Annotated in this window: 25 protein-coding genes, 1 tRNA gene and 1 pseudogene; 15 read left to right on the top strand and 12 right to left on the bottom strand. The window is 69.6% G+C overall.

All coding sequences use genetic code 11. The features are described from left to right. Positions 1-60: 60 nt before the first annotated feature. The 4 genes from A5787_RS02220 to A5787_RS02205 all read left to right on the top strand — a co-directional run bounded on the left by A5787_RS02220 (position 61) and on the right by A5787_RS02205 (position 5687). Positions 61-1365, top strand: coding sequence for a cytochrome P450 (locus A5787_RS02220; RefSeq protein ID WP_066960961.1), 1305 nt, complete (start codon positions 61-63; stop codon positions 1363-1365). Positions 1366-1551: 186 nt separating this feature from the next. Beyond that, positions 1552-2751, top strand: a complete 1200-nt coding sequence (locus A5787_RS02215) for an amidohydrolase family protein (RefSeq protein WP_066960958.1) — start codon at positions 1552-1554, stop codon at positions 2749-2751. A gap of 9 nt (positions 2752-2760) precedes the next feature. Then, positions 2761-4482: an amidohydrolase family protein gene (locus tag A5787_RS02210; protein ID WP_066960955.1), complete on the top strand. Its 1722-nt coding sequence runs from the start codon at positions 2761-2763 to the stop codon at positions 4480-4482. Then, the gene (locus A5787_RS02205; RefSeq protein WP_231993770.1) at positions 4479-5687 is read left to right on the top strand and encodes a cytochrome P450; all 1209 of its coding nucleotides are present in this window, start codon (positions 4479-4481) and stop codon (positions 5685-5687) included. The genes A5787_RS02210 and A5787_RS02205 overlap by 4 nt, the downstream gene beginning before the upstream one ends. Positions 5688-5693: 6 nt before the next feature. On the opposite strand, the gene A5787_RS02200 is transcribed toward A5787_RS02205, so the two are convergent. Genes A5787_RS02200 through cobC form a run of 5 tightly spaced genes read right to left on the bottom strand, consistent with a single transcriptional unit; the run spans position 5694 to position 10307 of the window. Next, positions 5694-6275: a TetR-like C-terminal domain-containing protein gene (locus A5787_RS02200; RefSeq protein ID WP_066960952.1), complete on the bottom strand. Its 582-nt coding sequence runs from the start codon at positions 6273-6275 to the stop codon at positions 5694-5696. Between the two features lie 21 nt (positions 6276-6296). Beyond that, positions 6297-7412: a bifunctional RNase H/acid phosphatase gene (locus A5787_RS02195; RefSeq protein ID WP_066960949.1), complete on the bottom strand. Its 1116-nt coding sequence runs from the start codon at positions 7410-7412 to the stop codon at positions 6297-6299. Further along, on the bottom strand, positions 7409-8146 hold the full coding sequence (locus tag A5787_RS02190; protein WP_066960946.1) for a zinc ribbon domain-containing protein: 738 nt from the start codon (positions 8144-8146) through the stop codon (positions 7409-7411). Before A5787_RS02190 ends, A5787_RS02195 begins: the two co-directional genes overlap by 4 nt. After that, positions 8143-9282, bottom strand: coding sequence for a Nif3-like dinuclear metal center hexameric protein (locus A5787_RS02185; protein WP_066960943.1), 1140 nt, complete (start codon positions 9280-9282; stop codon positions 8143-8145). The genes A5787_RS02190 and A5787_RS02185 overlap by 4 nt, the downstream gene beginning before the upstream one ends. Then, a complete protein-coding gene (gene cobC, locus A5787_RS02180) occupies positions 9279-10307 on the bottom strand; it encodes an Rv2231c family pyridoxal phosphate-dependent protein CobC (RefSeq protein WP_066960940.1) in 1029 nt (342 codons plus the stop codon). The genes A5787_RS02185 and cobC overlap by 4 nt, the downstream gene beginning before the upstream one ends. A gap of 83 nt (positions 10308-10390) precedes the next feature. On the opposite strand from cobC, the gene A5787_RS02175 reads away from it, so the two are divergent. Genes A5787_RS02175 through A5787_RS02165 form a run of 3 tightly spaced genes read left to right on the top strand, consistent with a single transcriptional unit; the run spans position 10391 to position 12349 of the window. After that, entirely contained in the window at positions 10391-11053 is a 663-nt protein-coding gene (locus tag A5787_RS02175; protein WP_231993768.1) for an HAD-IA family hydrolase, read from the top strand. Then, complete coding sequence (locus A5787_RS02170) at positions 11046-11537, top strand: low molecular weight protein-tyrosine-phosphatase (protein ID WP_066960937.1); 492 nt, start codon at positions 11046-11048, stop codon at positions 11535-11537. Before A5787_RS02175 ends, A5787_RS02170 begins: the two co-directional genes overlap by 8 nt. Next, positions 11537-12349: an SURF1 family protein gene (locus A5787_RS02165; protein WP_066960935.1), complete on the top strand. Its 813-nt coding sequence runs from the start codon at positions 11537-11539 to the stop codon at positions 12347-12349. Before A5787_RS02170 ends, A5787_RS02165 begins: the two co-directional genes overlap by 1 nt. 7 nt (positions 12350-12356) lie before the next feature. On the opposite strand, the gene A5787_RS02160 is transcribed toward A5787_RS02165, so the two are convergent. Beyond that, entirely contained in the window at positions 12357-13286 is a 930-nt protein-coding gene (locus tag A5787_RS02160) for a cobalamin biosynthesis protein (RefSeq protein ID WP_066960932.1), read from the bottom strand. 38 nt (positions 13287-13324) lie between these two features. Further along, a complete protein-coding gene (locus A5787_RS27155; RefSeq protein WP_156763720.1) occupies positions 13325-13465 on the bottom strand; it encodes a hypothetical protein in 141 nt (46 codons plus the stop codon). A gap of 76 nt (positions 13466-13541) precedes the next feature. Between A5787_RS27155 and A5787_RS02155 the strand changes: the two genes are divergently transcribed. Then, positions 13542-14357, top strand: coding sequence for an oxygenase MpaB family protein (locus A5787_RS02155; protein WP_066960929.1), 816 nt, complete (start codon positions 13542-13544; stop codon positions 14355-14357). A gap of 84 nt (positions 14358-14441) precedes the next feature. Here the strand turns inward: A5787_RS02155 and A5787_RS02150 are convergent, their stop codons facing one another. Then, on the bottom strand, positions 14442-15560 hold the full coding sequence (locus A5787_RS02150; RefSeq protein WP_066961006.1) for an epoxide hydrolase family protein: 1119 nt from the start codon (positions 15558-15560) through the stop codon (positions 14442-14444). 192 nt (positions 15561-15752) lie between these two features. Here A5787_RS02150 and A5787_RS02145 point away from each other — a divergent pair, with 192 nt between their 5' ends. Then, the gene (locus A5787_RS02145) at positions 15753-16202 is read left to right on the top strand and encodes a hypothetical protein (protein WP_066960927.1); all 450 of its coding nucleotides are present in this window, start codon (positions 15753-15755) and stop codon (positions 16200-16202) included. A gap of 14 nt (positions 16203-16216) precedes the next feature. Here A5787_RS02145 and A5787_RS02140 read toward each other — a convergent pair. The 4 genes from A5787_RS02140 to A5787_RS02125 all read right to left on the bottom strand — a co-directional run bounded on the left by A5787_RS02140 (position 16217) and on the right by A5787_RS02125 (position 17911). After that, positions 16217-16288 (bottom strand) — tRNA-Val (locus A5787_RS02140). 55 nt (positions 16289-16343) lie between these two features. Continuing rightward, positions 16344-16805, bottom strand: coding sequence for a peroxiredoxin (locus A5787_RS02135; RefSeq protein WP_066960924.1), 462 nt, complete (start codon positions 16803-16805; stop codon positions 16344-16346). Further along, the gene (locus A5787_RS02130; RefSeq protein WP_066960921.1) at positions 16805-17227 is read right to left on the bottom strand and encodes a DUF3052 domain-containing protein; all 423 of its coding nucleotides are present in this window, start codon (positions 17225-17227) and stop codon (positions 16805-16807) included. Before A5787_RS02130 ends, A5787_RS02135 begins: the two co-directional genes overlap by 1 nt. A 93-nt stretch (positions 17228-17320) precedes the next feature. Then, positions 17321-17911, bottom strand: a complete 591-nt coding sequence (locus A5787_RS02125; protein WP_066960918.1) for a hypothetical protein — start codon at positions 17909-17911, stop codon at positions 17321-17323. A 104-nt stretch (positions 17912-18015) separates the two neighbouring features. Between A5787_RS02125 and aceE the strand changes: the two genes are divergently transcribed. The 6 genes and pseudogenes from aceE to kasB form a co-directional block, all read left to right on the top strand. After that, positions 18016-20805: a pyruvate dehydrogenase (acetyl-transferring), homodimeric type gene (aceE, locus tag A5787_RS02120; RefSeq protein WP_066960915.1), complete on the top strand. Its 2790-nt coding sequence runs from the start codon at positions 18016-18018 to the stop codon at positions 20803-20805. An 82-nt stretch (positions 20806-20887) separates the two neighbouring features. Next, a complete protein-coding gene (locus A5787_RS02115) occupies positions 20888-22219 on the top strand; it encodes a CdaR family transcriptional regulator (protein ID WP_066960912.1) in 1332 nt (443 codons plus the stop codon). 137 nt (positions 22220-22356) lie between these two features. Next, on the top strand, positions 22357-23265 hold the full coding sequence (locus tag A5787_RS02110) for an ACP S-malonyltransferase (protein ID WP_066960909.1): 909 nt from the start codon (positions 22357-22359) through the stop codon (positions 23263-23265). A 79-nt stretch (positions 23266-23344) separates the two neighbouring features. After that, positions 23345-23692, top strand: coding sequence for a meromycolate extension acyl carrier protein AcpM (gene acpM / locus A5787_RS02105; RefSeq protein WP_066960905.1), 348 nt, complete (start codon positions 23345-23347; stop codon positions 23690-23692). Continuing rightward, positions 23689-24939, top strand: a complete 1251-nt coding sequence (kasA, locus tag A5787_RS02100; RefSeq protein ID WP_066960900.1) for a 3-oxoacyl-ACP synthase KasA — start codon at positions 23689-23691, stop codon at positions 24937-24939. Before acpM ends, kasA begins: the two co-directional genes overlap by 4 nt. A 35-nt stretch (positions 24940-24974) precedes the next feature. Further along, a pseudogene (gene kasB / locus A5787_RS02095) lies at positions 24975-25672 on the top strand (3-oxoacyl-ACP synthase KasB); the annotation flags it as partial.

Below are 25672 nucleotides of genomic sequence, written 5' to 3'. Positions count from 1 at the left end.
GTGGCCGGGCCCTCGAAACTTTGTGCTGAGTAGTTCACCGACGACGTCTGGAGGGCCACCATGACTATCGCGGTTGACGCGTCGATCTGCCCGAGCGTCTTTGGTGCCGGCCTGCCGACGGTTGATTATGAGCATTGCCAGAGCCCCGACGAGGCCCACGACATCATCAGCGCGGCGCGACTCCGAGCGCCGATCGCGATCGGCCCGCACGGGCCAGAACTGCTGACCTATGAACTGGTGCGAACCGTGCTGCGCGATCCACGCTTCCGCGTGCCTCAAGGCATGTTCCTTGCCTCCCAAGGCATCACCAGCGGGCCGTTGTGGGAGCGAGTCGCGACGAACCTGATCAGTCTCGATGGTCCCGAGCACCACCGGCTGCGCCGACTGGTTTCCAAAGCCTTCACCCCGCGAGCCACCGCGCGACTGCGCACCACGATCGTCGAGGTGATCACCGAACTGGTGGATCGCCACACCGCGACGGGGCGCTGCGAGGTGGTCACCGACATCGCCCGGCGGTTCCCGGTCCCGATCATCTGCGCGCTGTTGGGCGCCCCGGCCGAGGATTGGGAGCTGTTCTCGAACTGGACCGACGACATCTTCAAGGCCTTCAGCTGGGATGTCGCCGCCCACCAGCGGGCCATCCTGGCGGCGTGGGACGAACTCGACGATTACATCGACGACATGATGGCCCAGCGGCGGCACCGGCTGACCGACGACCTGATCTCCGAACTGATCCGCGCCGAGGACGACGGCGATCGCCTCAGCGCTGGCGATCTACGGATGTTGGCGGCGGGCCTGCTGATGGCCGGCACCGACACCACCCGCAACCAGCTGGCCGCCTCGGTGCACGTGCTGTGCGACCACCCCGACCAGTGGGCCCTGCTGGCCCGGCATCCGGAATTGGCGAACAACGCCGTCGAAGAGACGATGCGGCATTCACCGATCGCCGTCGGCACCCTCCGCACCGCCCGTGAGGACGTCGAGATCGCCGGGGTCATGATTCCGGCCGGCACGCTGGTCGTCGCCAACACAGGCGCCGCGAACCGCGACCCCGCCGTCTACGACGACCCCGACCGCCTCGACATCACCCGACAGGACGCGCCGCCGATGCAGACGTTCGGCGCCGGGATGCACTACTGCCTCGGCGCGAACCTGGCTCGACTCGAGCTCGCCGAAGCCTTGGCGGTCATGACGCAGCGCATGCCCAACGCCCACCGCACCGGCCCCGCGCCCTGGAAGCCCCTCACCGGAATCGCCGGACCGATCACGCTGCCAATCGCATTCGACCCGTGCCCCGGAGAACCAGCCGCCGTCATGGCATCGCCTCAGCCCGCTTTAGATGCCCCTGAAATACTCGCCTGGTAGCGATGGTCTCGGAGGCCGCGGTAGACATCGTCGTCGTGCCATTCGTGCGCGCGGCCGCAGCAGAAAAAACTACTGCCGCAGAGGCACACCGAAAGCCCAGGCAGCACACTCAGGCCGACGCAACTTTGCTTTCATTGCATAGATAGCATTGACAGCGCCGGAAACCGGCGACGATAGTCGTCAGGTATGGCGCTGCTGCCAGACCCCGATCCCCGGCGGCGACAGCACATCGTGATCTCCGTCGACGACCACGTCGTCGAGCCGCCCGACATGTTCGCGGGGCGGCTCCCCGCCGCGCTGGCCGAGCGTGCCCCGAGGGTCGCCGAGACCGACGACGGGCGGCAGGTGTGGCGCTACGAGGGCCGCGAGTACCCCAACATCGGCCTCAACGCGGTGATCGGCCGGCCCCGCGAGGAATGGAGCATGGACGCCGCCCGGTTCGACGAAATGCGGCCGGGCTGTTGGGATATCGACGCCCGGATCGACGACATGGACCTCGCCGGCATCTGGGCCTCGGTCAACTTCCCGTCCCTGATCGCCGGGTTCGCCGGGACCGTGTTCTGGAAGAGCGACGACCCGGAGCTGGGGCTGGCAACGCTGCGGGCCTGGAACGACTGGCACCTCGAGGTGTGGGCCGGCAGCTACCCGGACCGGATCATCCCGCTGCAGCTGCCCTGGCTCGCCGACCCGCAGCTCGCGCCCGACGAGGTCCGCCGCAACGCCGCCCGCGGCTTCAAGGCGGTGAGCTTCCCGGAGCTGCCCGCCCAATGCGGCCTGCCGAGCCTGCACAGCGGCGCGTGGGAGCCGTTCTTCGCCGCCTGCCAGGAGACCGGCACGGTGGTGTGCCTGCACACCGGATCCGCCCAGTGGGCGCCAATCCCCGCCCCGGACACGCCCTTTGAGACCATCACCACCTTGTTCCCGGTGAACGGCCTGGTCGCCTGCGCCGACATGCTGTGGTCGGGCATCCCGGTGCGGTACCCGGAGCTGAACATCACCCTGGCCGAGGGCGGCCTGGGCTGGGCGGCCATGCTCGGTGACCGCGCCGATTACGTTCTGGCGCACTCGGCTTCGGGTCACGAGGGCGGGGCGTGGCGGAGCGATCTGCTGCCCAGCGAGGTGCTGCGGCGCAACTTCTGGTTCTGCTCGATCGACGACCCGCACGCGTTCGGCGCGCTCGAGGCGATCGGGGCCGACCGCATCCTCGTCGAAAGCGATTACCCGCACGCCGACTCGACCTGGCCCGACACCCAACAGGTGGTGGCGCGCAACGTCGCCGGCCTGTCGGACCACGACGCGGCCCGCATCACCCACCGCAACGCCGCTCAACTGTTCCGCCACCCGCTGCCCGCCGAGGGGTGGCTGGCCGCTTCGGCCACAGCGTAGGAGGCCCGCATGCTCGACCTGCTCATCCGCGACGCCCAGATCGTCGACGGCACCGGCGCGCCCGCGCGGCGCGGCGACGTCGGCCTCAGCGACGGCCGCATCGTCGTCGTCGGTGACGTCGACGACCCGGCCGCGAAAACCATTGACGCCCAAGGCCTGACGCTGGCGCCGGGCTTCGTCGACCTGCACACCCATTACGACGCGCAGCTGTTCTGGGACCCGACCGCCAGCCCGTCGGTGCAGCACGGCGTCACCACGGTCTTCGGCGGCAACTGCGGCTTCACGCTGGCGCCGGCGGCCGCCAAGCAGCATGACTACCTCACCCGGATGCTGGCGCGGGTGGAAGGGATGCCGCTCGACGCGCTGCGCGCCGGCCTCGACTGGGGATGGGCGTCGTTCGGTGACTGGCTCGACCGCCTCGAGGGCCGCATCGCCGTCAATGCCGGCTTCCTGGTGGGTCATTCGGCGCTGCGGCTGGCGGCGATGGGCGGCGACGCCGTCGGCGGCCAGGCCACCCCGGAACAGATCGACACGATGGTCGCGGTGCTGCACGACGCCCTGGCCGCCGGCGGCCTGGGGCTGTCCACCAGCCAGTCGCCGACCCACAACGACGGGTCCGGCCAGCCGGTGCCGTCGCGCAGCGCGACGAAGGAAGAACTGGTGGCGCTGGCGGCCGGGTTGCGCGACCATCCGGGCACCACGCTCGAGGCGATCATCGCCGGGTGCCTGTCCGGCTTCACCGACGACGACATCGCGCTGCTCACCGACATGTCGGTGGCCGCCGACCGCCCGCTGAACTGGAACCTGCTGGGCGTCTCGGCGGCCAACCCGGCCGGGCACGAAAAGCAGTTGCGCGCCTCGGAAGTCGCGGCGGCGCGCGGCGGCCGGGTCGTGGCGCTCACCCTGCCGCAGGCCATGAAGATCCGGCTCTCGTTCCTCTCCGGCTTCGTGCTCGACGGGCTGCCCGGCTGGCGCGCCACGATGCACCTGCCGGTGCCCGACCGGCTTGTCGCCCTTGCCGATCCGGAGGTGCGCCGGCGCCTCGCCGAGGGCGCATCCTCGAAGGAGGCGGGCATGCTGCGCGGCCTGGCGCAATGGGACCGGCTGGTCATCGTCGAGACGTTCGCCCCCGAGAACGCCGGCGCCACCGGGCGCAGCGTCGGCGAGGTCGCCGCCACCCGGGGCCGCGAGCCCTTCGACACGCTGCTGGACGTCGTGATCGCCGACGAGCTGCGCACCGGCCTGTCGCCGCCGCTGACCGGCGACGACGCGGCCGACTGGAAGATGCGCGCCGAGTTGTGGCGGCATCCCGGCGCCGTGATCGGCGGCTCCGACGCGGGCGCCCACCTCGACATGATGTGCGGCGCGATCTACACGACGTCGCTGCTGAGCAAGGGCGTGCGCGAGCACCGGGTGGTGACGCTCGAGGAAGCGATCCGGCTGATCACCGACGTGCCGGCCCGCTTCTACGCGCTGACCGAACGCGGCCGCATCCAACCCGGCTGGCACGCCGACCTGGTCATGTTCGACCCCGCGACCGTCGACCACGGCCCTGAGCGCACGCGCTACGACCTGCCGTCGGGTGCGCCCCGGTTGGTCGCCGACGCCTATGGGATCTCCTCGGTGTGGGTCGGCGGTGTCGAGGTCTGCCGCGACGGCGCCGCCACCGGCGCCCTGCCCGGCACCGTGCTGCGATCCGGGCGCGACACCGAGACGGTGCCGGCGTCGTGACGATCAACGAATTCGACCCGGCCGAGCTGCAGGGCGGGCTGCTCATGCAGGTCGAGAACGTGCACGAGCGGCTGCGCGAGGCGCAGGCCCGCCACCGCGTGCTGGTGGGCAATCCCTTCGCCGAGGTCAGCGCCGCGCAGGTCGGCGAGCTCGGCGTGACGGTGCTCGGGTACGAGGAGTGCCAGACCGTGCTCACCCACCCCGACACCTTCTCGTCGTCGATCTACGACCAGATCATGGGCCCGGTCATGGGCCGCACCCTGCTCGAGCGCGAGGGAGCCGAGCATCGGGCCAGCCGGGCCCTGGTGTCGCCGTCGTTCCGCACCGCGCTGCTGGAGCGGTGGCGCACCGAACTCGTCGAGCTGGTGGTCCACGAGCTCATCGACCGGTTCGCGCCGCGCGGGCGGGCCGAGCTGGCCCGCGAGTTCACCTTCGCGTTTCCGGTCCAGGTCATCGCGCGCATCATGGGCCTGCCGCGGGAGGACTACCCGCGCTTCCAGCGGCTGTCGATCGAGTTGCTCAACGTGGTCTACGACTGGGATCGCGGGCTCGCCGCGTCGACGGAGCTGAAGGCCTACCTGGCCGAGATCCTCGCCGAGCGGCGGCGCCACCCGCAGGACGACCTGATCAGCACGCTGGCGGAGTCCGAGATCGACGGCGCCCGCCTGACCGACGCCGAGATCTTCGCGTTCCTGCTGCTGATCCTGCCCGCCGGCGTCGAGACGACCTACCGCGCGTCGGGCAACCTGCTGGTCGCCCTGCTGACCGAGCCGGCCCTACTGGCCGAGCTGCGCGCGGACCGCGGCATGCTCCGTGGAGCCTTCGAGGAAGCGCTGCGCTGGGAGCCGCCGATCACCACGGTGGTGCGACGGGCGGTCCGCGACTGCGAGCTCGGCGGGGTCGCGATCCCGGCGGGCACGACCGTCAGCGTCAGCGTGGCGGCCGCCAACCGCGACCCGGCGCGCTACCCGGACCCGGACCGCTTCGACCCCACCCGCAAGAACATCGCGCACCTGACCTTCGGGGGCGGCCCGCACCTGTGCCTGGGCATGCACCTGGCGCGGATGGAGGGGACGGTGGCCATCAATGCGCTGCTCGACCGGCTGCCGGACCTGCGGCTCGACCCGAGCGCCCCGACGCCGCACGTCGTCGGCGTGGCGTTCCGCTCGCCGGCGGCGCTGCCGGTCGAGTTCAGTGCGGCGTGAGGTCGGCTATTTCCGGGCCAGTGCGTGCCAGGCCATGTCGGCGACCGCCTCGCAATAGCGATCGTCGATCGGGGCGTCGGAGTACAGGGCGCGAACGTTCAACGGCGCCAGGACGATCTGCACGGCGGCCAGGGTGTTGACATCGTCCCGCAGATCGCCACGCTTCCTGGCCCGGTCGACGACCTCGCGCACCACGGCAAAACGCGCCTCCCACACCATCATTCGCGTCTCTTCGTCGTGCGGTCCACGACGGTCCATGACCAGCGCGCGCATAAACGCGCGGCCCGCCGGGCTGTTGATCCGATCGGCCAGCTTGCAGGCCAACGCCAGCAGGTCCCCGTGCAGCGAGCCGGTGTCGGCTATCGAACTGTAGGCCTCCGCATCGGCCAGGGCCGCAGCAACGATGAGTCGCTGCCGGGTTCCCCAGAAACGGTGGATCATCGCGGGATCGAGGTGATGGCGCTCCGCCAAGGCCTCGATGCTGAACCGCTCGACACCCCAGCGGGACAACTCATCGAGCGCCGCCGCCATCACCCGCGCGCGTACGTCCGCGGGAAGAGATTCCTCGGATGGTTGAGACGGCTGCATCGATCGCTTCCTTATACCCGCCTAAAGATAGCCTGTCTGGTTTACCAGCCTCACCGAAGACGCTCCATCCGAATAGAACTCTGCGATGCTCAACGACGCCAGGTCAAGATGCAGCCGGTACAGAATGCCGGGCCCGGCGTCCAGCGCCAGCCGCAGCAGCATCTTGATCGGGGTCACGTGCGACACCACCAGCACCGTGGCGCCCTGATGCGCGGCGACGATCCGTTCGCGCACCCGCAGCACCCGATCGCGCACCGCGTCGAAGCTTTCGCCGCCCGGCGGCTTCGTCCTGGTGTCACGCAGCCAGCGGCGATGCAACTCCGGATCGCGCTCTGCCGCTTCGGCGAACGTCAGCCCCTCCCACGCCCCGAAATCGGTCTCGATCAAGTCCTCGTCGACGGCCACGTCCAGGCCCAGCGCCTTGGCGGCGGTCGCGGCGGTGTCATAGGCCCGCTGCAGCGGCGAGGAGATCACCGCGGCGATCCCGCCCCGCTGCGCCATGTAGTGCGCCGCCGCCTCGGCCTGTTGACGGCCGGCCTCGGTCAGCGCCGGGTTGCCGCGCCCGGAGTAGCGGCGCTGCGCCGATAATTCGGTCTGTCCGTGCCGCAGCAACAGCAGCCTCGTCGGGGTGCCGCGCGCCCCGGTCCATCCGGGAGACGTCTTGACCTCGGCCGCCGCGTTTCTCGCGGACTCGGCGGCCGGCGGGTCGGAATTTTCGGCGTCGCCATCGGCGACCGCCGCGGCATCCATCGCCTCGTTGGCCAACCGATCCGCGTGCGAGTTGCGGTCCCGCGGAATCCACGTGTAGCCGACCCGGTCGAAACGGGCTGCCAACTTTCGGGCCTGGGAATGGAGTTCGACAAGGTCGGGGTGTTTGACCTTCCACCGGCCGGACATCTGCTCCACCAACAGCTTCGAATCCAGGAAGACCTCGGCCTCGGTGGCGCCCACTTTGAGCGCGTCGTCCAAACCGGCAATCAGCCCACGGTATTCGGCGACGTTGTTGGTCGCGACGCCGATGGCCTGCTTGGCCTCGGCCAGCACGGTCGAGCGGTCCGCGCTGCGCACCACCGCGCCATACCCGGCCGGCCCGGGGTTGCCGCGGGAGCCGCCGTCGGCCTCGATGACGACTTTCACTTCTCGAATCCCTTGACCCGCAGCAGAATGGCGCCGCATTCCGGGCAACGCACCAGCTCGTCCTCGGGGGCGGCGGAAATGCGGGACAGTTCACCGCGGCCGATCTCGATCCGGCAGGCCCCGCACCGATGCCCGAGCAACGGCCCGGCACCCGGGCCTCCGCCGGCGCGCTGGCGCTCGTACACGGCGGACAGCGCGGGATCCAGCCCCGCGGCGAGCGTGTCGCGCCGCGACGAATGGGCCTCGCGGGCCTCGTCGATCTCGGCGAGTGCGGCGTCGAGAGCCTGCTGGGCGGCGGTCAACTCGGACTGCAGGCCCCGGACCGCATCCTCCTCGGAGGTCACCTGCGCCTGCAGCTCCTCGCGGCGCTCCATCACCTCCAGCAGGGAATCCTCCAGACTGCTTTGCCGCCGCAGCAGGGTCTCCAGCTCGTGCTGCAGGTCCGACAGTTGCTTGGCATCCGTGGCGCCCGATTTGAGCATCGCGCGATCCCGGTCCTCGCGCTGCCGCACCGCGTCGATCTCCGCCTCGAATCGCGACACCTGGGCGTCCAAGTCCTCGAGGGCAATTCGCAGCGCTCCGAGCCGGTCGCCGGCGGCGTTGTGCTCGGACTGGATCCGCTCCATCGCCTCTCGTTGCGGCAGGTGGGCGGTCCGGTGCGCGATGCGCGACAGCTCCGCATCCAGCTTCGATAATTCGAGTAGCGAAAGTTGCTGCGCCACCTCGGCTTTCATGGCCGTCCTCCCCCGTCGTCGTAACCCAGATCCCACGGGTCGGTGCGGATGGCGCACACCCGCACGGCCAGCGCCGCCCCGAAACGCGACCGCAATACGCCCGCGGCCTGCTCGCACCAGGGGAATTCGCTTGCCCAGTGCGCCACGTCGACCAGGGCCACACCCGAGGCCCGGCGGTGCTCGTCGGCCGGATGGTGCCGAAGATCGGCGGTGACATAGGCCTGCACGCCCGCGGCCGCCGCGGCGCCCAGCAGCGAGTCCCCAGCGCCGCCGCACACGGCGACCCGCGACACCGGCAGGTCCGGGTCCCCCGCCGCGCGCACGCCCCACGAAGTCCGCGGCAATGCGGCACCGACGCGGGACACGAAGTCGCGCAGCGGTTCCGGCCGCGCCAGCCTGCCGATGCGGCCCAGCCCGGCGTCGCTCGGCGGGGGCAGCAGCGCGAGGATGTCGAACGCTGGCTCCTCGTACGGATGGGCGGCGCGCATCGCCGCCAGCACCGCGCCCCGCACGCGGGCGGGAGCGATCACCTCGAACCGGTCCTCGGCCACCCGTTCGACGCTGCCGACGCTGCCGATTGCGGGAGTGGCCCCTTCGTGCGGCAGGAACTGGCCGATGCCGCTGACGCTCCAGCTGCAGTGCGAGTAGTCGCCGATGTGCCCGGCGCCGGCCTCGAACACGGCCTGCTGCACCGCTTCCGCGTTCTCGCGGGGCACGTAGACGACCCACTTGTCGAGATCGCCCGCCGCCGCGAGCGGTTCGAGCACCTCCTCGACGGTGAGGCCGAGGGCGTCGGCGAGCGCGTCGGACACGCCCGGCGATGCGGAGTCGGCGTTGGTGTGCGCGGTGAACAGCGAACGCCCGGTTCGGATCAGGCGGTGCACCAGCGCGCCCTTCGGGGTGCTCGCCGCCACCGTGTCGACGCCGCGCAGCAGCAACGGGTGATGGGCCAGCAGCAGGCCGCCCTCGGGAACTTCGTCGACGACGGCCGGCGTCGCGTCGACGGCGACGGTCACGGAGTCCAGCGCATCGTCGGGGTCGCCGCAGACCAGGCCGACCGAATCCCACGACTGCGCAAGGCGCGGCGGGTAGGCCTCGTCCAGCGCCTCGATCACGTCGGCAAGGCGCACGGTCACCGCGGCACCCCGGCGATCGCGTCGACCAGCAGCGGCCACTCGGGGCGCACCGCCGCCCGCAGGTACCGTTCGTCCAGGCCGACGAACGTGTCGCAGCGGCGCACGGCAATCCACTTGCGCTCCAGTCTATTTCGCAGCGAGGCGGCGTCCGGACGCCCGAACAGGACGAACGGGGCCCGGCCGTCGACCACGTCGGCGCCCACCGACTCCAGGCCGGCCACCATCTCCGCGCGCAACCGGGTCAACCGCACCGCACCGGCCGCCGCTTCCGCGACGGCCCGCGGATCACTACAGGCCGCGATGGCCGTCAGTTGCAGCGTCCCCACCGGCCAGTGCGCGCGCCGCGCCGTCAGCCGCGCCAGCAGCTCCGGGGCGCCCAGCGCGTAGCCCACCCGCAGCCCGGCCAGCGCCCACGTCTTGGTCAGGCTGCGCAGCACCAGCACGTCGGGCAGCGGGTCGCCGGCCAGCGACTCCGGTTCGCCGGGGACCGCATCGGCGAACGCCTCGTCGACCACCAGGATGCGGCCGGGCCGGCGCAACGCCAGCAGCTGCGCGCGGGAGTGCAGCACCGAGGTGGGGTTGGTCGGGTTGCCCACCACCACCAGATCGGCGTCGTCGGGCACGCGCGCGTCGTCGAGGCGGAACGGCGGCTCGAGCACGACATGCTCGACGGGCACCCCGGCCGCGCCCAGCGCCACGGCGGGCTCGGTGAACGCGGGCGCCACGATCGCCGCCCGCGCCGGGCGCAGGTGGGGCAGCAACGCGAACCCTTCCGCCGCGCCGGCCAGCGGCAGCACCTCGTCGCGGGTGCGGCCGTGTCGCGCGGCGACCGCGTCCTGGGCGCGGTGCACGTCCCGCAGGCCCGGGTAGCTCGCCAGGTCCGGCAGCCGCTCGGCCAGCCGCCGCGTCAGCCACTCCGGCGGTTGCGCGTGCCGGACGTTGACGGCGAAATCGAGCATCCCGGGCGCCACGGCCTGATCGCCGTGATAGCGGGCCGCAGGCGGGCTCGGGTTCAGAGTCGCCATCCGTGAAACACTAGTGGGCCGCCGCGGGCGCGTGGCGGGAACGCCGTCGCACTCCGAAACTGGCCATCGAGGACAATGGTGAGGTGACAGGCACGATCGCGGGCACACCGCAGCTGGTGATCTTTGATCTCGACGGCACGCTGACCGACTCGGCGGAAGGCATCGTGGCCAGCTTCCTGCACGCGCTCGACCACGTCGGAGCCGCCGTACCCGAGGGCGACCTGACCGCGCATATCGTCGGCCCGCCGATGGACGACACCTTCCGCACGATGTTCGGCGACTCCGCCGAGGAGGCGATCACCGCCTTCCGGGCCGAGTACGGCGCCCGCGGCTGGGCGATGAACACGCTGTTCGACGGCATCGAGCCGTTGCTGGCCGACCTGCGCGCCGCCGGCGTCCGGCTGGCCGTGGCCACCTCGAAGCTGGAGCCGACGGCGCGGCGCATCCTCGCCCATTTCGGGCTGGACCAGCATTTCGAGGTCATCGCCGGCGCGGCCCCCGACGGCTCGCGCAAGAGCAAGGAGGAGGTGCTGGCCCACGCGCTGGACCAGCTCCAACCGCTGCCCGAGCGGGTGCTGATGGTCGGCGACCGCAGCCACGACGTGCACGGCGCGGCCGCGCACGGCATCGACACCGTGGTGGTCGGCTGGGGCTACGGGCGCGACGACTTTCATGAGGGGTTCAGCGTCACCGGCGTGACGCACGCCGCGACCGTCGACGAGCTCCGGAGGGCCCTCGGTGTCTGAACCGTTGCACGTCACCTTCGTCTGCACCGGCAACATCTGCCGCTCCCCGATGGCCGAGAAGGTCTTCGCCGACCAACTGCAGCGGCGCGGGCTGGGCGACGCGGTGCGGGTGACCAGCGCCGGCACCGGCAACTGGCACGTCGGCAGTTGCGCCGACGACCGCGCCACCCGGGTGCTGCGCGCCCACGGCTATCCCACCGCCCACTGCGCCGCCCAGCTGAACGACGAGCACCTGGCGGCCGACCTGGTGGTGGCTTTGGGACGCAACCACGTTCGGATGCTGCGGCAGCTCGGCGTCGACGAGGAGCGGATCCGGATGCTGCGGTCGTTCGACCCGCGCTCGGGCGCCCACGCTCTCGACGTGGAGGATCCGTACTACGGCGACCCCGAGGACTTCGAGGACGTGTTGGCCGTCATCGAGGCCGCCCTGCCCGGCCTGCACGCCTGGGTCGACGAGCGGCTCACGGAGAACGGACACGGGTGATGCGCCGCCTGGCATTCCTGCTGCGGCCCGGCTGGATAGCGCTGGCCCTGGTGGTGATCGCCTTCACCTACCTGTGTTTCATGGTGCTGGCGCCCTGGCAGCTCGGGAAGAACACCCGGACATCCCGGGAGAATCACCAGATCGAATACTCCCTCAACACCGCGCCGGTGCCGGTGCAAACGCTGCTGCCACAGCAGGATTCGTCGGCCCCGGGCGCGCAGTGGCGCAGGGTCACGGCGACCGGCCACTATCTGCCCGACGTGCAGGTGCTGGCCCGCCTGCGGGTGGTGGAGGGGGATCAGGCGTTCGAGGTGCTGGCACCGTTCGTCGTCGACGACGGGCCCACCGTGCTGGTGGACCGCGGCTACGTGCGGCCCGAAGCCGGCTCGCACGTCCCGGCGTTCCCCCGCCCGCCGGCGGAGAGGGTGACCGTCACGGCCCGGCTGCGCGACTCCGAGCCCACCGTGACGGGCAAGGATCCGTTCGTCAGAGACGGTGTGCAGCAGGTGTATTCGATCAACACCGAGCAGGTCGCGGCGCTGACCAAGGTCCCGCTGGCCGGGTCGTATCTGCAGTTGGTCGAGGACCAGCCCGGCGGCCTCGGCGTGATCGGCATCCCGCACCTGGACGCCGGGCCGTTCCTGTCGTATGGCATCCAATGGATTTCGTTCGGCATCCTGGCGCCGATCGGGTTGGGCTACTTCATCTATTCCGAGATTCGCGTCCGGCGCCGCGAGAAGCAAGCGGCGACGCCCGAGACCCCGAAGACCGTCGAGGACAAACTCGCCGACCGCTACGGCCGGCGCCGATAGGCCGCTTTTACTGTGCGCGCAGGGTTTTCCACTGTGCGCAACCCACCGATGCACACGCGACGGACAGCGCGGCGGCGGCCTGCACCGCCCGCGACAAGGCCACCGCGCGGCGCAGATCGGCCACCGCGGGCTGCCGGCCGTCGCCGAGGGTGGGCCGGATCTGCAGCTCGTGGCGATACTGGGTGGGTCCGCCGAGCCGAACCCCCAGCGCCCCGGCGAAGGCCGCCTCGACCACACCGGCGTTGGGGCTGGGATGCCGGGCCGCGTCGCGGCGCCAGGCGCGCAGCGCGCCCGCCGGGGATCCACCGACGAGGGGAGCGCACAGCACCACCAGCGCCGCGGTCGCCCGCGCGGCGGCATAGTTGGCCAGATCATCCAATCGCGCTGCGGCCCAACCGAATCGGAGATAACGCGGAGAGCGGTGGCCGATCATCGAATCCAGCGTGTTGATGGCGCGATAGGACAACACCGCGGGCGCCCCGCCCGCCGCCGCCCACAGCAGCGGTGCCACCTGGGCGTCGGAGGTGTTCTCCGCGACCGATTCCAGCGCGGCGCGCGTCAGGCCAGCGGCGTCGAGGCGCGCCGGGTCACGCCCGCACAGCGACGGCAGCAGTCGTCGGGCGGCGCCAACGTCGTCGCGCTCCAGCAGCTGCGACATCTCCAGGCCGGTGCGCGCCAGCGACGTTCCGCCCAGGCATACCCACGTGGCGGCGGCGGTGGCGGCGACGGGCCGGCGGGCCCCGGCGGCGCCCAGCAGCGCCACCACACCGACCAGCACACCGACGTGCAGCCCGCCGGCGACCTTGGAGTCGCGGTAGGTGAATCGCTCCAGCGCCGCGGCCGCCCGGCCGAACAGCGCGACCGGGTGCCCCCGTTTCGGGTCGCTCAGGGCGAGGTCGGCCGCGTACCCGGCCAGCACGGCGACGACCCGGGTCACCCGGGCAGCGTCTCACACCCGCCCCGGCAGGGGCCGGGCTAGATGGCCAATATGGCCGCCACGATCACGACGACGACCAGCAGGCCGACCACCCACCACAGCAAGACGTCGGGGTCGGCCGGCGGCGACAGGCTGGCCGGGCGCGCCAGCGGCCGCGGGTTACCAGGTTGAGTACTCATCGCTCACGTCTGCCCACTTTTGGGCGGAAATAACGTCCGAGCGTGATGTACTCGACTCCATGACGGGTAATCCGCGATGAAGCGGCCCGCCACCCGGATCGCGGATCTGCTGAACCCGGCGGCGGTGTTGTTGCCCGCGGCGAACGTGATCATGCAGCTGTCCCTGCCCGGCGTCGGTTACGGCGTGCTGGAAAGCCCGGTGGACAGCGGCAACGTCTACAAGCATCCGTTCAAGCGCGCCCGCACCACCGGGACCTACCTGGCGGTGGCGGCCATCGGGACCGAGTCCGACCGGGCCCTGATCCGCGGCGCCGTGGACGTCGCGCACCGGCAGGTTCGCTCGTCATCGTCAAGCCCGGTGTCCTACAACGCCTTCGACCCCAAGCTGCAGCTGTGGGTGGCGTCCTGCCTGTACCGCTATTTCGTCGAGCAGCACGAGTTTTTGCACGGCCCGCTGGATGACACCTCCGCCGACGCCGTCTACCGCGACGCCAAGCGGTTGGGCACGACGCTGCAGGTGCCCGAGCGGATGTGGCCGCCGGACCGCGCCGCGTTCGACGACTACTGGAAGCGCTCCCTCGACGAGCTGCGCATCGACCCGCCGGTGCGCGAGCACCTGCGCGGGGTGGCCTCGCTGGCGTTCCTGCCGTGGCCGCTGCGGGTCCTGGCGGGTCCGTTCAACCTGTTCGCGACGACGGGATTCCTGGCCCCCGAGTTCCGGGCGATGATGCAGCTGGACTGGTCGCAGGGCCAGCAGCGCCGGTTCGAGTGGCTGCTGGCCGCCCTGCGGCTGGCCGACCGGTTCATCCCGCACCGGGCGTGGCTCTTCGGGTATCAGATTTACCTGTGGGACATGCGCTTTCGGGCGCGCAGGGGCTGGCGGATCGTCTAACGCGTAACCCCCACCGCCGAGCGTGAAACCGGCGACGCCCACGCGGCGTGTCGCGTCGTGAGATTCACGCTCGGCGAGCGTATTTCAGCGCATCGTCGCGAAGAACGCGCGGACGTCGTCGACGAACAGCTCCGGTTGCTCGAACGCGGCGAAGTGGCCGCCGCGCGGCAAGTCCGTCCAGTGCGTGATGTTGTACACCGGCTCGCACCAGCTTCGCGGCGCCTTCAGCAGCTCGCCTGGGAAAGCGCTGACGCCGGTAGGCAATTCGACCCGGTCCATCTGACCAAAGACCCGGAAGCTTTCCCAGTACAGCCGGGCCGACGACGCGCCGGTGGCGGTGACCCAGTACACCATCAAGTTGTCCAGCAACTCGTCGCGGCTGAACACGTTCTCGGGGTGCCCGTCGCAATCGGCCCACGCCCAGAACTTCTCCACGATCCACGCCAGCTGCCCCACCGGCGAATCGACCAGCCCGTAGCCCAGCGTTTGCGGCCGGGTGGACTGCTGCTTGGAATAGCCGGTGCCCCACTTGCGGTGCTCGGCCATCGCGGCCAGCGCGCGCTGCTCCTCGGGGGTGGGGTTGGCCAGCGACTCCTTGGTGGGCCGCCCGATCGGCATGTTCAGGTGAATGGCCGCGCAGTGGCCGCCGTTTCGCCCCATCTGCGTGGTGACGGCGGCGCCCCAGTCGCCGCCCTGCGCGCCGTAGCGCTCGTAGCCGAGGCGCAGCATCAGCGTGTCCCACGCGTCGGCGATCTTTTCGACGCCCCATCCGGTGCGGGTAGGTTTGCCGGAGAAGCCGTACCCCGGAAGGGACGGGCACACGACGTGAAAGGCGTCCTCGGCGCGCCCGGACGACGGCTTGGTCAGCGGCTCAATCACCTTGTGGAACTCCACGATTGAGCCCGGCCAACCGTGGGTGATCACCAGTGGGAAGGCGTCGTCGTGCGGCGAGCGCTGGTGGATGAAGTGAATGTCGAGCCCGTCGATGTCGGTGGTGAACTGATCGAAGCGGTTGAGCGCGGCCTCACGCGATCGCCAGTCATATTCGCCGGCCCAGTAGTCGGCCAGCTCGCGGGTGTAACCCAGCGGGATGCCCTGGCTCCAGTCGTCGACGCATTCGGCCTCGGGCCAACGCGTGCGCTGCAGGCGCGAGCGCAGATCTTCCAGGACGTCGTCGACGACGTCGATGCGAAACGGCTCCACGGGTTGCTCGTTCACGCCCCTGAGGTTGCCACACCGGGTTTGCGCGACAAATAGCCGCCGCGCGCAACGCGACAACTCGGCGCGCCTTCAAGAATCCGCCAAGGCCCCCGTTGCAGCATTGTCAAGATAACCAGGAATGCGCAGGGACCGGGATGGTGGCAGGCTTCGGATGGCAACTGGTATCCAGCGGACATGCGACCCGGCCAGGCGACCCCGGCCGGTCAAAAGTCGGGGACGGCGGTGCCGGCATTTACCGTCAGCCCCGCGAAATTCCCGGCTGCCGCATGGTTGCTCTTCGCCGGATTTGCCGTCTTCCTGATCGCAGGCTTCCTACCCGCGAGGGCCTCCGGTGCGGCGCACTTTACCGTCGGCCATCAATTGGGGAATTTGTTGATGACCGCCGTCGGCATTGGTTTGGTCTGGGCAACATTCACAACACCGCGCCCGCGGCCGTTGTCACTTATCACGCTGACCGTCCTTACCTCCGTTGAGGCATTCGGCTCGAGCGCTGTCCTTCTCGGCTTGAAATCGCTGTCCGTATCAGCCGGAATTGGCGTGTATGTGTCCGGGGCGGCCGTCGGTCTCTTGGTCGCGGGCGTGATCATGGCCTGGATCGCCGTGTCAAAGGCGCGACGCCCCTAGGCCTTACCTCTGAGTGGGCGCGGACGGTATCGAACCGCCGACCGCTGGTGTGTAAAACCAGAGCTCTACCACTGAGCTACGCGCCCTTGAAAGACGGGGGTCCGCCGCAGGCTACACGCCGACGGGCCGACCGCCCAAACATCAGGCCTGCAAAGCCGCCAGCGCGCCGAGCCAGAGCCGCTGGTCGCGGGACTCGCCGGGCTGCTTCATCTCGGCGAAACGAATTATCCCGGATCGGTCGATGACGAAGGTACCGCGATTGGGGTAGCCGGCGTCGGCGTTGAACACGCCGTAGGCCTGGCTGACCTCGCCGTGCGGCCAGAAATCCGACAGCACCGGGAACATGAACCCGCTCTCGAGCGACCAGATCTTGTGCGTGGGCGGCGGGCCCACCGAGATCGCCATCGCCACGCTGTCGTCGTTCTCGAACTGCGGCAGGTGATCGCGCAGCTGATCCAGCTCGCCCTGGCAGATCCCGGTGAACGCCAGCGGGAAGAACACCAGCAGGACGTTCTTGGCGCCGCGAAACGAGCTCAGGGTGACGGGCTGCTGATTCTGGTCGCGCAAGGTGAAGTCGGGGGCGGTGGTGCCGACGGGCAGCATCAACGCTTCCCGGTCCGCGACTTGGGCTGCACCAGCTGGCTGGCACTCCAGTCGCCGAGGTTTACCGACGAGGTCGGCATCAGGCCGGCGGTGGGGGCCGCCTCGGCGATCTCCGCGGGCAGCACGTGGCCGGGCCTGCCGGTCTTGGGCGTCAGGACCCAGATCACGCCGTCCTCGGCCAGCGGCCCGATCGCGTCCATCAGGGTGTCCACCAGGTCGCCGTCGCCGTCGCGCCACCACAGCAGCACGACGTCGATGACCTCGTCGCTGTCCTCGTCGAGCAACTCGCTGCCGCAGGCTTCCTCGACCGCGGCCCGGATGTCGTCGTTGGAGTCCTCGTCCCAGCCCCACTCCTGCACGACTTGGTCCCGTTGGATGCCCAGTTTGCGAGCGAAGCTCGAGGCGTCATCCGCCGCGACCACCGTGGACCCTCCTTATAACGTCCGCGCACCGTGCGATGGGGATTATCGTCGCACAGCCAGAACGCGGGCCGTACCCGTGCCTCATCAGCTGCCTCAGAAGGATGCCAGGCAGAGTTTCAGCGCCTTCGTCTTGGTGTCGTTGAGCTGGTCGACCCGCCTGTTGAATTCCCCGATCGACGCGTGCGTGCCGATCGCGTTGGCCACCCCGCGCGCCGCGTCGACATAGGCGTTGAACGCGTCCTTCAGCTGCTGCGACAGCGCATCGTTGAAGCTGTTGGACACCGTGGTGGCGCTGTCGTTCAGGGCGCCGATCGCCGGGCCCTCGGCCGGGCCGGTGCTGCGGCCCCCGTTGAACGCCGCGACGTAGGCGTTCACCTTGTCGATCGCGTCCTTGGCCGACGTGGCCAGCGTGTCGCACGACGTGCGCACGGCCCTGGTCGTCAGCGACTGCTGCCGCTGTGATTCCTTGACACGCGACGTCGCCGAGGAGGCCGACACCGACGCGGACACCGATTGCCGGTAGGCCGGGGCGACGTTGGTATCGGGCGTGGCCGTGCCGTTGGTGACGCTGGTACACCCGACGATCCCCATGACCAGCACCGCGACACAGCCGAGCGCCAGCGCGCCCCGCCTCGGGAAATCCCCCACGTGCACGGGAGGGACGGCACGCCATCCGATGAGCACGGTTGCTGACGTTACCGGGTCCCGATTGCGGGCGCGGCTACCCGCCCGAAACGCCGGTGCGGCACGATAGGAGGACAAGACGCAACCGATTACAGGAGCGGAAGTTGACCACGGAGTTCGCGCGCCACGATCTGGCCAAATCCCCCAGCAGCGCAAGCGAACCCGACCGCGTTCGGGTGATCCGCGAGGGTGTCGCTTCCTACCTGCCTGACATCGACCCCGACGAGACCTCGGAGTGGCTCGAGTCCTTCGACGAGCTGCTGGAGCGCTCGGGTCCGGCGCGGGCGCGCTACCTGATGCTGCGGCTGCTGGAGCGGTCCCGTGAGAAGCGGGTCACCATCCCGGCGCTGACGTCGACCGACTACGTCAACACCATCCCCACCGAACTGGAGCCCTGGTTCCCCGGCGACGAGGACGTCGAACGCCGCTTCCGGGCGTGGATCCGGTGGAACGCCGCGATCATGGTGCACCGCGCCCAGCGCCCGGGAATCGGCGTGGGCGGCCACATTTCGACCTACGCCTCGTCGGCGGCGCTGTACGAGGTCGGCTTCAATCACTTCTTCCGCGGCAAGTCGCATCCCGGCGGCGGCGACCAGGTGTTCATCCAGGGCCACGCCTCCCCCGGCATCTACGCGCGCGCCTTCCTCGAAGGCCGGCTCAGCGAGGACCGGCTCGACGGCTTCCGCCAGGAGCACAGCCACGCCGGCGGCGGGTTGCCTTCCTACCCGCACCCGCGGCTGATGCCCGACTTCTGGGAATTCCCCACCGTGTCGATGGGCCTGGGACCGCTCAACGCGATCTATCAGGCCCGGTTCAACCATTACCTGCACGACCGGGGCATCAAGGACACCTCCGATCAGCACGTGTGGTGCTTTTTGGGCGACGGCGAGATGGACGAGCCGGAGAGCCGCGGGCTGGCCCACGTGGGGGCGCTCGAGGGCCTGGACAACCTGACCTTCGTGATCAACTGCAACCTGCAGCGCCTCGACGGCCCGGTGCGCGGCAACGGCAAGATCATCCAGGAGCTGGAGTCGTTCTTCCGCGGCGCCGGCTGGAACGTCATCAAGGTGGTCTGGGGCCGCGAGTGGGACGCGCTGCTGCACGCCGACAAGGACGGCGCCCTGGTCAACCTGATGAACACCACGCCCGACGGCGACTACCAGACCTACAAGGCCAACGACGGCGCGTACGTGCGCGACCACTTCTTCGGCCGCGATCCGCGCACCAAGGCGCTCGTCGAGCAGATGACCGACTCCGAGATCTGGAACCTCAAGCGCGGCGGGCACGACTACCGCAAGGTCTACGCCGCCTACCGCGCCGCCATCGATCACAAGGGCCAGCCGACGGTGATCCTGGCCAAGACCATCAAGGGCTACTCGCTGGGCGCGCACTTCCAGGGCCGCAACGCCACCCACCAGATGAAAAAGCTTGCGCTGGAAGACCTTAAGCACTTCCGTGATTCCATGCGGATCCCGATCAGCGACGCGCAGCTGGACGAGAACCCCTACCTTCCGCCCTACTACCACCCCGGCTCCGACACCCCGGAGATCCGGTACATGCTGGACCGTCGCCGGACCCTCGGCGGCTTTCTGCCCGAACGGCGCACCAAGGCCAAGGCGCTCAAGCTCCCCAGCCGCGACATCTACGCCGCCCTGAAGAAGGGATCGGGGACCCAGGAGGTCGCCACCACCATGGCGACCGTGCGGACGTTCAAGGAAGTGTTGCGGGACAAGGAGATTGGGCCCCGCATCGTGCCGATCATTCCCGACGAGGCGCGCACGTTCGGGATGGACTCGTGGTTCCCGTCGCTCAAGATCTACAACCGCCTCGGCCAGCTCTACACCGCCGTCGACGCCGACCTGATGCTGGCCTACAAGGAAAGCGAAATCGGCCAGATCCTGCACGAGGGCATCAACGAGGCGGGGTCGGTGGGCTCCTTCATCGCGGCCGGCACGTCGTACGCGACGCATAACGAGCCGATGATCCCGATCTACATCTTCTACTCGATGTTCGGGTTCCAGCGCACCGGCGACGGCCTCTGGGCGGCCGCCGACCAGATGGCGCGCGGTTTCCTGCTCGGGGCGACGGCGGGGCGCACCACGCTGACCGGCGAGGGGCTGCAGCACGCCGACGGTCACTCGCTGCTGCTGGCCGCCACCAACCCGGCGGTGGTGTCCTACGACCCGGCGTTCGCCTTCGAGATCGCCTACATCGTGGAGAGCGGGCTGGCCCGCATGTTCGGGGAGAACCCGGAGAACGTGTTCTTCTACATCACCATCTACAACGAGCCGTACCCGCAGCCGCCGGAGCCCGAGAACTTCGATCCCGAGGGCGTGCTGCGCGGCATCTACCGCTACCGCGCCGCCGCCGAGCAGCGCACGAACAAGGCGCAGATCCTGGCCTCGGGCGTGGCCATGCCGTCGGCACTGCAGGCCTCCGACATGCTCGCCGCCGAGTGGGACGTCGCCGCCGACGTGTGGTCGGTGACCAGCTGGGGCGAGCTCAACCGCGACGGCGTCTGCGTCGAGCGGGCCAGGCTGCGCCACCCGGACCAGCCGGCCGCCACGCCGTACGTGACCCGGGCGCTCGAGGGGGCCACCGGCCCGGTGATCGCCGTGTCGGACTGGATGCGGGGGGTGCCCGAGCAGATCCGGCAGTGGGTGCCGAACACCTTCGTCACGCTGGGCACCGACGGCTTCGGCTTTTCCGACACCCGGCCCGCCGCGCGGCGCTACTTCAACACCGACGCCGAGTCGCAGGTGGTCGCGGTGCTCGAGGCGCTGGCGCGCGACGGGGAGATCGACCCGTCGGTGCCGCACGCGGCCGCCCGCCAGTACCGCATCGACGACGTGCTGGCCGCGCCCGAGCAGACATCCGACCCCGGCGTGGCCTGAGACCGCCTGCCGGCGCACGCGCCGGCCAAACACCCCCGCCGCCTTGGCGAAAAGTTCCAAATTCTGGCGTAGGTTTTAGGGCGTGAGCGACAACGCCTTCGCCGGTCCCTTCGCGTCGGCCCGACCCAGGTCGCCGCTGGAACTGCTGGACCACGTGCCGGAGTCGGTGCTGCGCCGGCTGAAGCAGTACTCCGGGCGGCTGGCCACCGAAGCCGTCGCGGTCATGCAGGACCGGCTGCCGTTCTTCGCCGACCTGGAAGCCTCCCAGCGGGCCAGCGTGGCGCTGGTGGTGCAGACCGCGATCAACAACTTCGTCGAGTGGATGCAGGACCCGCACAGCAACGTCAGCTACACCGCGCGGGCCTTCGAGCTGGTGCCCCAGGACCTGGCCCGCCGGATCGCGCTGCGGCACAGCGTGGACATGGTGCGCGTGACGATGGAGTTCTTCGAGGAGGTGCTGCCGCTGGTGGCCCGCTCCGAGGAGCAGCTGACCGCCCTGACGGTCGGCGTCCTGAAGTACAGCCGCGACCTGGCGTTCACCGCCGCCTCGTCCTACGCGGAGGCCGCCGAGGCGCGCGGCACCTGGGACAGCCGGATGGAGGCCAGCGTCGTCGACGCGGTGGTGCGCGGCGACACCGGCCCGGAGCTGCTGTCCCGCGCCGCGGCGCTGAACTGGGACACCACCGCGCCCGCGACGGTCGTGGTCGGGATCCCGGGGCCCGGGCGGGACGAGCCGGACGGCGAGGCCGGCAGCCAGCGGGCCAGCCAGGAAGTCCGCGACATCGCCGCGCGCCACGGCCGGGCGGCGCTCACCGACGTGCACGGCACCTGGCTGGTGGCGATCGTGTCCGGCCATTTGTCACTGACCGATAAATTCCTGGGTGACCTGCTGAACGCGTTTTCCGACGGCCCGGTGGTCATCGGGCCCACGGCGCCCATGCTGACCGCGGCCTACCACAGCGCCAGCGAGGCGATCTCCGGGATGAACGCCGTCGCCGGCTGGCGCGGTGCGCCGCGGCCCGTGCTGGCCCGGGAGCTGCTGCCCGAACGGGCCCTGATGGGTGACGCGTCGGCGATCGTGGCGCTGCACACCGACGTGATGGGGCCGCTGGCCGACGCCGGGCCGACGCTGATCGAAACTCTTGACGCTTACTTAGATTGCGGCGGCGCAATTGAGGCTTGCGCCAGAAAGTTGTTCGTTCATCCAAACACGGTGCGCTACCGGCTCAAGCGCGTCACCGACTTCACCGGGCGCGATCCCACCCAGCCGCGCGACGCATACGTGCTGCGTGTGGCCTCGACGGTCGGCCAGCTCAACTACCCGGCGGCCGCGTCCGGCGTTGCCGCCACCACCTTGCCGCCGGTTCCCCTGCCGGTCAGGAGCGGTACCACGGGCTATTCCGAGCGGCAGTGATTTAGCCAACAGATCGCGGGGCGGTATCAAAAACATAGCTTACGGAGCGGTTTTGTATGGTGTATACAAAAACCTAAGACGAGGTTCATAATCTGTTACACCCGCCAAAACCGTTTCCACAGTGTTCTCTTAGACACGTGATCGCATTACTTGCGCCCGGACAAGGGTCGCAGACGGAGGGGATGCTGTCGCCATGGCTGGAGCTGCCAGGCGCCGCCGACCAGCTCGCGCTGTGGTCGAAGGCCAGTGGCCTGGACCTGGTGCGGCTGGGCACCACCGCGTCGACCGAGGAAATCACCGACACCGCGGTGACGCAGCCGCTGGTCGTCGCAAACACGCTGCTCGCGCACCAGGAGCTGACCAAGCGTGGCCTGCTCGCCGGCGGCGACCTTGTTGTCGCGGGGCACTCCGTCGGGGAGATCGCGGCCTACGCGATCGCCGGCGTGCTGGCCGCCGATGACGCCGTCGCGTTGGCCGCCACCCGTGGCGCCGAAATGGCCAAGGCCTGCGCGCTCGAGCCGACCGGCATGTCCGCGGTGCTCGGCGGTGACGAGGCCGAAGTGCTGAGCCGCCTCGAGGATCTCGAGCTGTTCCCCGCCAACCGCAACGCGCCGGGCCAGATCGTGGCCGCGGGCCCGCTGTCGTCGCTGGAAAAGCTCGCCGAAGACCCGCCGGCCAAGGCGCGGGTGCGGGCGCTCGGCGTGGCCGGTGCGTTCCACACCAAATACATGGCTCCCGCTCTGGACGGCTACGCCGCGGCGGCGGCCGCCGTGGTGACCTCCGAGCCCACCGCCACGCTGCTGTCCAACCGCGACGGCAAGCCCGTCGCCTCGGCCGCGGCCGCGATGGACACCCTGGTCGCTCAGCTGACCCAGCCGGTGCGCTGGGACCTGTGCACCGAGACGCTGCGTGAACACAACGTGACGGCGATCGTGGAGTTCCCTCCGGCGGGGACGCTCACCGGCATCGCCAAGCGCGAACTTCGGGGGGTTACGACGCGTGCCGTCAAGTCACCCGCAGATCTGGACGAGTTGGCAAACCTCTAAACCGCCGGCTCGTGCCAGGACAATAACAATTGCAAACGTCAATCCGATTTGCACACAACATATTACGAAGGGATAGACCGTGGCCGTCAGTCAGGAAGAAATCATCGCCGGTATCGCCGAGATCATCGAAGAGGTGACCGGTATCGAGCCCTCCGAGGTCACCCCGGAGAAGTCGTTCGTCGACGACCTGGACATCGACTCGCTGTCGATGGTGGAGATCGCCGTGCAGACCGAGGACAAGTACGGCGTCAAGATCCCCGACGAGGACCTCGCCGGTCTGCGCACCGTCGGTGACGTCGTCTCGTACATCCAGAAGCTCGAGGAAGAGAACCCCGAGGCCGCCGAGGCGCTGCGCGCCAAGCTGGAGACTGAGAACCCCGACGCGGTTGCCAACGTCAAGGCGAGGCTGGAAGCGGACAGCAAGTGACCAAGCCTTCCACTGCTAACGGCGGTTACCCCAGCGTTGTGGTAACCGCCGTCACGGCGACGACATCGGTCGCGCCGGACATCGAGAGCACGTGGAAGGGCTTGTTGGCCGGCGAAAGCGGCATCCGCGTGCTCGAGGACGAGTTCGTCACCAAGTGGGACCTGCCCGTCAAGATCGGTGGACACCTCAAGGAGCCCGTCGATAACCACATGGGCAGGCTCGACCTGCGCCGCATGTCCTACGTGCAGCGGATGAGCAAGTTGCTCAGCGGTCAGCTTTGGGAGACCGCGGGCAATCCCGAGGTCGATCCGGACCGCTTCACCGTCGTGGTCGGCACCGGCCTGGGTGGCGCCGAACGGGTCATCGAGAGCTATGACCTGATGAACGAGGGCGGGCCCCGCAAGGTGTCTCCGCTCGCCGTTCAGATGATCATGCCCAACGGCGCAGCTGCGGTGGTGGGTCTGCAGCTCGGGGCCCGCGCCGGGGTCATGACCCCGGTGTCGGCCTGTTCGTCGGGCTCGGAAGCGATTGCGCACGCGTGGCGTCAAATCGTCATGGGCGACGCCGACGTCGCCGTGTGCGGCGGCGTCGAGGGTCCCATCGAGGCGCTGCCCATCGCGGCGTTCTCGATGATGCGGGCCATGTCGACCCGCAACGACGAGCCCGAGCGTGCCTCGCGCCCGTTCGACAAGGACCGCGACGGCTTCGTGTTCGGCGAGGCCGGGGCGCTGATGGTCATCGAGACCGAGGAGCACGCCAAGGCCCGCGGCGCCAAGCCGCTGGCCCGGCTGATGGGTGCCGGCATCACGTCGGACGCCTTCCACATGGTGGCCCCCGCGGCGGACGGCGTGCGTGCCGGTCGCGCAATGACGCGGTCGCTGGAGCTGGCGGGCTTGTCCGCCAAGGACATTGACCACATCAACGCGCACGGGACGGCGACGCCGATCGGTGACTCCGCGGAGGCCAACGCCATCCGGGTCGCCGGTTGCGAGCACGCCGCGGTCTACGCGCCAAAGTCGGCGCTGGGCCACTCCATCGGCGCAGTCGGTGCGCTGGAATCTGTTTTGACGGTATTGAGCCTTCGGGACGGCGTGATACCGCCCACCCTCAACTATGAGACACCCGATCCTGAGATCGATCTTGATGTGGTCGCGGGCGAACCCCGCTACGGCGAATACCGTTACGCGATCAACAACTCGTTCGGGTTCGGCGGCCACAACGTGGCGCTCGCATTCGGGCGCTACTAGAGCCCGACAGCACGGAAGGAACTTTCGCAAGACCCATGACAGAGCTGGTTACCGGGAAAACGCTCCCGAATGTCGTCGTCACCGGGATAGCCATGACGACCGCTCTGGCGACCGACGCCGAGAACACCTGGAAGTTGTTGCAGGACGGCCAAAGTGGCATCCGCGTCCTCGACGACCCGTTCGTCGAGGAGTTCGACCTCCCGGTTCGCATCGGCGGACACCTGCTGGAGGAGTTTGACAGTCAGCTGACGCGCATCGAGCTGCGCCGGACGGGCTACCTGCAACGGATGTCGACCATCCTGGGTCGACGGGTGTGGGAGAACGCCGGATCGCCCGAGGTCGACACCAACCGGCTGATGGTCTCCATCGGTACCGGGATGGGTTCGTCGGAGGAAATGGTCTTCAGCTACGACGACATGCGGACCCGTGGCCTCAGGGCCGTCTCGCCGCTGGGCGTGCAGAAGTACATGCCCAACGGCGCAGCCGCGGCCGTGGGTCTGGAGCGGCACGCCAAAGCCGGTGTGATCACGCCGATTTCGGCGTGCGCGTCAGGTTCCGAGGGCATCGCTCAGGCGTGGCGCAACATCGTGTTCGGCGAGGCCGACATCGCCATCTGCGGCGGCGTCGAGACCAGGATCGAGGCCGTCCCGATCGCGGCGTTCGCCCAGATGCGCATCGTGATGTCCACCAAGAACGACGACCCGGTGGGCGCGTGCCGCCCGTTCGACCGGGA

This window comes from Mycobacterium sp. 852002-50816_SCH5313054-b (assembly GCF_001667185.1).
In the GTDB taxonomy this organism is placed as follows: Bacteria; Actinomycetota; Actinomycetes; order Mycobacteriales; family Mycobacteriaceae; genus Mycobacterium.
Note: the sequence above shows the minus strand (reverse complement) of the source record. Positions and strands in the feature narration are given on the sequence as shown.